Annotated in this window: 6 protein-coding genes; 3 read left to right on the plus strand and 3 right to left on the minus strand. The window is 72.0% G+C overall.

Features of this window, described 5'->3' with window-relative positions:
* Positions 1 to 50 precede the first annotated feature (50 nt).
* From ACNPM4_RS16590 to ACNPM4_RS16600, 3 genes are read left to right on the plus strand one after another with little or no spacing between them, the layout of a single operon-like run.
* Positions 51 to 395 carry a GNAT family N-acetyltransferase gene (locus ACNPM4_RS16590; RefSeq protein WP_448986413.1) on the plus strand — a complete coding sequence of 115 codons (345 nt, stop codon included), beginning with the start codon at positions 51 to 53 and terminating at the stop codon, positions 393 to 395.
* On the plus strand, positions 392 to 1,327 hold the full coding sequence (locus ACNPM4_RS16595) for a pirin family protein (protein WP_448986414.1): 936 nt from the start codon (positions 392 to 394) through the stop codon (positions 1,325 to 1,327). The genes ACNPM4_RS16590 and ACNPM4_RS16595 overlap by 4 nt, the downstream gene beginning before the upstream one ends.
* Positions 1,328 to 1,332: 5 nt before the next feature.
* Positions 1,333 to 2,454: a DUF6226 family protein gene (locus ACNPM4_RS16600; RefSeq protein ID WP_448986415.1), complete on the plus strand. Its 1,122-nt coding sequence runs from the start codon at positions 1,333 to 1,335 to the stop codon at positions 2,452 to 2,454.
* Positions 2,455 to 2,490: 36 nt separating this feature from the next.
* Here ACNPM4_RS16600 and ACNPM4_RS16605 read toward each other — a convergent pair whose 3' ends face one another.
* From ACNPM4_RS16605 to ACNPM4_RS16615, 3 genes are all read right to left on the minus strand, one after another.
* A complete protein-coding gene (locus ACNPM4_RS16605; protein WP_448986416.1) occupies positions 2,491 to 3,948 on the minus strand; it encodes a sodium/solute symporter in 1,458 nt (485 codons plus the stop codon).
* Positions 3,945 to 4,319 (minus strand): hypothetical protein, encoded by a 375-nt coding sequence (locus ACNPM4_RS16610; protein ID WP_029261300.1) that lies wholly within the window; start codon positions 4,317 to 4,319, stop codon positions 3,945 to 3,947. The genes ACNPM4_RS16605 and ACNPM4_RS16610 overlap by 4 nt, the downstream gene beginning before the upstream one ends.
* A partial coding sequence (locus ACNPM4_RS16615) for a LytR/AlgR family response regulator transcription factor (protein WP_448986417.1) occupies positions 4,319 to 4,791 on the minus strand: 473 nt, incomplete at its 5' end. The genes ACNPM4_RS16615 and ACNPM4_RS16610, both read right to left, overlap by 1 nt.

Raw genomic sequence — 4,791 nt, forward strand, 5'->3', positions numbered from 1 at the left:
CCCCGCGCGGCGGGCGTAGGTTGGAGGCACCCCGTTCGAAGGAGCATCCGATGACCGACATCACCGTGACTCGCAACGACGAAGAGTCGCGCTACGAGATCCGCTCCGACGACGTGCTCGCGGGCTTCGCGGCTTTCGACCTGCGCCCCGGGAGCATCCGCTTCATCCACACCGAGGTCGACCCCGCATTCCAGGGCCAGGGGCTGGCGGGCACGCTCGCGGCCGCCGCGCTGGCGGATGCCGCGGAGCGCGGTGAGGCGATCGTCCCGCTCTGCCCCTACATCGCGAAGTACCTCGAGACGCATGAGGTGCCGGGCGCCGAGATCCGCTGGCCGAAGACCCCCGCGGGACATGCCGGATCCGCGGGTGAGGACCCGACGGGCCGAGCGGAATGATCGGGCAGCGCCGCCTCATCCTCGAGCCGCGCGAAGTGCCGCTCGGCGGGGTACGCGGCATGAACGTGCTGCGGGCACTGCCGCACCGCAACCTGCCGACGATCGGCGCCTGGTGCTTCCTCGACCGGTTCGGGCCCGCCGACACGAAGATGCGGGTCGAGCCGCATCCGCACATCGGGCTGCAGACGGTGACCTGGCCGCTGGTCGGCGAGATCCGCCACCGCGACTCGCTCGGCAGCGACGCCGACCTGCGCCGCGGTCAGCTCAACCTGATGACGGCCGGGAACGGCATCTCCCACTCCGAGTACTCGATCGGCGAGGGTCCGGTGCCCCTCGACGCCCTGCAGTTCTGGGTCGTGCTGCCGGATTCCGCCCGCCACGGCGCGGCCGGGTTCGAGCGCCACACCGAGCTGCCCTCCGTCGCACTCCCGGCTGACGATGGAGCGGATGCCGAGGCCACGGTCGTGCTCGGCGAGTTCGCGGGCGTGCGCTCGCCCGCCACGGTGCACACCCCCATCGTCGGTGCGGAGATCGTGCTCGCCCCGGGTTCCCGCGTGACCCTGCCGCTGCGCAGCGACTGGGAGCACGCGCTCATGCTCGTCGAAGGCGATGCCGTGGTGGCCGAGCATCCACTCGACCGGAACGGTCTGCTCTACCTGGGCGACTCCCGCGACGAGGTCGAGGTGGCCAGCCGCGATGGCGCTCTGCTGTTCGTGCTCGGCGGCGAACCCTTCGAAGACGACATCGTGATGTGGTGGAACTTCGCCGGCCGCTCGCATGACGAGATCGTCGCCGCGCGCGAGGAGTGGGAGGCGGAGTCCGCGACGGGAGCGGCATCGCCCCGCTTCGGCGCGGTCGAGGGTCACGACGTGCGCATCCCGGCCCCGCCGCTCCCCGACGTACGGCTCATGCCGCGCAGCCGGAAGCTCTGAGTCCGATGTCGACGTCGAACACCTTCCCCGGCGCGCTCGCGCCGATGCCGGACGCCATGTCCGCCATGCTGATCTGGCCGAGCCCCGAGCCGGTCGCTCCCCCGCGATTCGTCGAAGGCTTCGAGCTCTTCGAGGCCTTCGCGCGCGAGGCCGGCACCGACCCCGCCGTCCTCGCCGCCGACCTCGGCGCCCTCTGGGACTTCGTGGCCGCGCATCCCGAGCTCCTCGACGCTCCCGAGACGACGAAGGCGGCGGAACGGTTCCTGGGGAACGCGATCGCCGTGGCGCATCCGGCGGCGAGGTGGCGCTTCACGAGCGAACCCGAGGTGGGCACCTCGACGATCTCGGTCCCGGTCGCCGGCCTGCTGAGGGGGATCACCGAGCACCCGGAACAGCGCGAGCCGTTCCGGGAGATGCTCGCGTCCTGGCCGCAGGCCGACCGCGACGCCGAGGAGCTCGACGCCCTGCGGCGCGAAGAGGTGGACATCGAATTCGTCGTCGCCCCGGTGCCGTTCACGCGCCCGGTGCTCGCGATCCCGGAGTTCGTCGACGAGTCCGGCCGTGTCATCCACTACGGATCCCGCTGGGCCGGTGGCCCGCCTCCGGAAGACGCCTACTCACGGGTGACCCATCCGGAACGGTTCGCCCCGGTGATAGGCGTCGTCGATGCCCTGGTCGACCACCTCGAGACCTGGTACGACGTCGATGTCGACCGACGGTCCGACGGTTCGGGGGCACGCATCTGGCACCTGCGCCCCACCACAGGGGCGCAGATCACCCTCACCGGGACGGCCGAATCCGTCTTCATCCAGTCCGGAGCCCTGACCCGGGAATACGCGCCCAGTTGCACCTGCGATGCCTGCGACGAGACCGCCGAGAGTGTCGCCGACCAGCTCGAGGAGACCCTGCTCGCGATCGCCGCCGGAGGACTGCGGGAGGTCTTCCCCGTCGGGCAGCGACGCTGGCTGCATACCGAGCTGCGCACCCCTGACGGGGGCGGACGGTCGGGCGGCGGCGAACCCGACCCGTCGTTCCCGGCCGAGGAGCTGGACGATGCCGAAGACCTCCTCGCGCGTCTCCCCGACGGCTGGTGGCCGGCCTGGACGCTGCGCACTCCCCGGTCCTGACTCAGCCCGCTGACTCAGGCGCGTTCCGACCCTGACTCAGCTGCGCTCCGGGGTGTGCACCCGCGCGAGGAAGCGTTCGGTGCGCGGCGACGGCCCCCGCGGGTCGAGGAGCGAGACCACGACCGTCACGGTCGTGGCGAGCGGGATGGTCCAGGCGGCCGGCTGCGCGAGGTAGGGCGCGGCGACGCCGACTCCCCCGACCGCCGCGTGCACGAGCAGCGCGAGACCCGCGGCCAATCCGCCCGACACCATCCCGGCCACGGCCCCTCGAGCGGTGAGCCCACGCCACCACACGCCGAGCAGCACCACCGGCGACAGCGTCGAGGCCGCCACCACGAACACCACGCCGACGCTCGATCCGAGCCCCGCCGGCGCCGTGAGCAGCGCGATCACGAGCGGCACCAGGGCGCAGAGCACCGCCGACAGGCGGAACGAGCGCACCGAGCCCGAGAACACGTCCTGGCTGATCACCCCCGCGAGCGACACGACGAGTCCGGCCGAGGTCGCCAGGAACGCGGCGAACGCTCCGGCGACGATCAGCGCGGTCAGCAGCTCCCCGAGCATTCCGGGGAAGACCCGCGAGGGCAGCAGCAGCGCCACCGTGTCCGCCACACCCGGCACGGCGAGGTCGGGAGCGGCGATGCGGGCCAGCAGCCCCATCGTGCTCGACACCGCATAGAACGCGCTCACCATGCCGATCACGATCACGGTCGTGCGGCGGGCAGACACCCCGGTCGGGCTCGTGTAGAACCGCACCAGCACGTGCGGCAGACCCATCGTGCCCAGCAGCAGCGCGAGCAGGAGCGAGGCCGTCTCGTACACGTCGAAGCCGGAGGGACCGGCCTCAGCGGGGAACACGAGGGCCGGATCGAAGTCGTGCGGTCCCCCGCTGAGCGCGAAGGCGATGAACACCACGGGCACCAGGAGAGCGGTGAGCTTGAGCCAGTACTGGAACGCCTGCACGTAGGTGATCGCCCGCATGCCGCCCGCCGCGACCGCCGCCGCCACGAGCACCGCGACGGTCACCGCCCCCACCCACTCCGGCAGACCGGCGACGACGAGCAGGGTGAGCCCGGCGCCGTGCAGCTGCGGCACGATGTACAGCCAGCCGATGACGAGCACCGCGATGCTGGTCACCCGCCGTGCAGAAGTCGATTCCAGCCGCGCCTCGATGAAGTCGGGGATCGTGTACGCGCCGCTGCGCCGGAGCGGGGCTGCGACGAATGCGAGCACCAGCAGGTAGCCGGCGGCATAGCCGATCGGGAACCAGAAGCCGCGGGCACCGTCGAGCAGCACCAGGCCCGACAGCCCGAGGAACGTGCCGGCGGACAGATACTCGCCGCTGATCGCCGACGCGTTCCACACCGGTCGCACGGTGCGCGAGGCGACGAAGAAGTCTCCCGTCGTGCGTGAGACGCGCAGCCCGTAGACGCCGATCAGCAGCGTGGCGACGATGACGAGCGCGACCCCGATGAGGTCGAGCACCGCGTTCATTCGCGATCCCGCAGCGCCCGGTACCGGCGCTCGTTGCGGCCGGCGGTGCGCACGTACAGCACCGCGAAGACGACGATGATCGGGTAGAACGCGTACGCCTGCAGCAGCCAGGACAGCGGCAGGCCCCACACCAGGATGCGCCCGATCTCGGGGATGAGCGCGATCGCCAGGGTGAGCGCGACGACGACGACCACGAACCCGGCGACGGTCCCCAGCGCGAGGCGGAGCTGGCTGCGCATCAGGGCCCGCGCGTAGACGGCATCCGCCTCGTCCACGGGGGCACCGGGCAGTGCGATGCCGCGGGTCAGGGGCACCGGGCGCCGGTCGGGGAGATCGGCGGTGACGCGGACCCGCTTCGGTTTCTCGGTCATCACGCGCCCTCGCCGCGCACCAACGCCTCGCGCACGGCCGGCACCATCCTCCGACTCACCGGAAGCGAGAGTCCACCGATCGAGACGGCGGCATCCGCGCCGGAGAGCCGAGCCTCGGTCACGGCGGAGATGCGCACGAGCGACGAGCGGTGGATGCGCAGGAATCCGGCATCCGTCCACCGCATCTCGAGCTCGGAGATGGGAATGCGCACCAGATGACCCGCGCCGTCGCCGGTGTGCAGCCGGGAGTAGTCGCCCTGCGCCTGCACCCAGGTCACGTCGCTGCGGCGCACGAACCGCACCGCGGAGCCGACCGTGACCGGCAGCACCTCGTCGTCGCCGGATGCCGCGGTGTCGTCGCCGAGCTCGACCACGCGGTCGACCGCCTGACGCAGCCGCGCGGCCCGCACCGGCTTGAGCAGGTAGTCGGCGGCTCGCAGCTCGAACGCCTCCACCGCCTTGGCGTCGTCGG

The organism is Microbacterium umsixpiens (genome assembly GCF_053543675.1).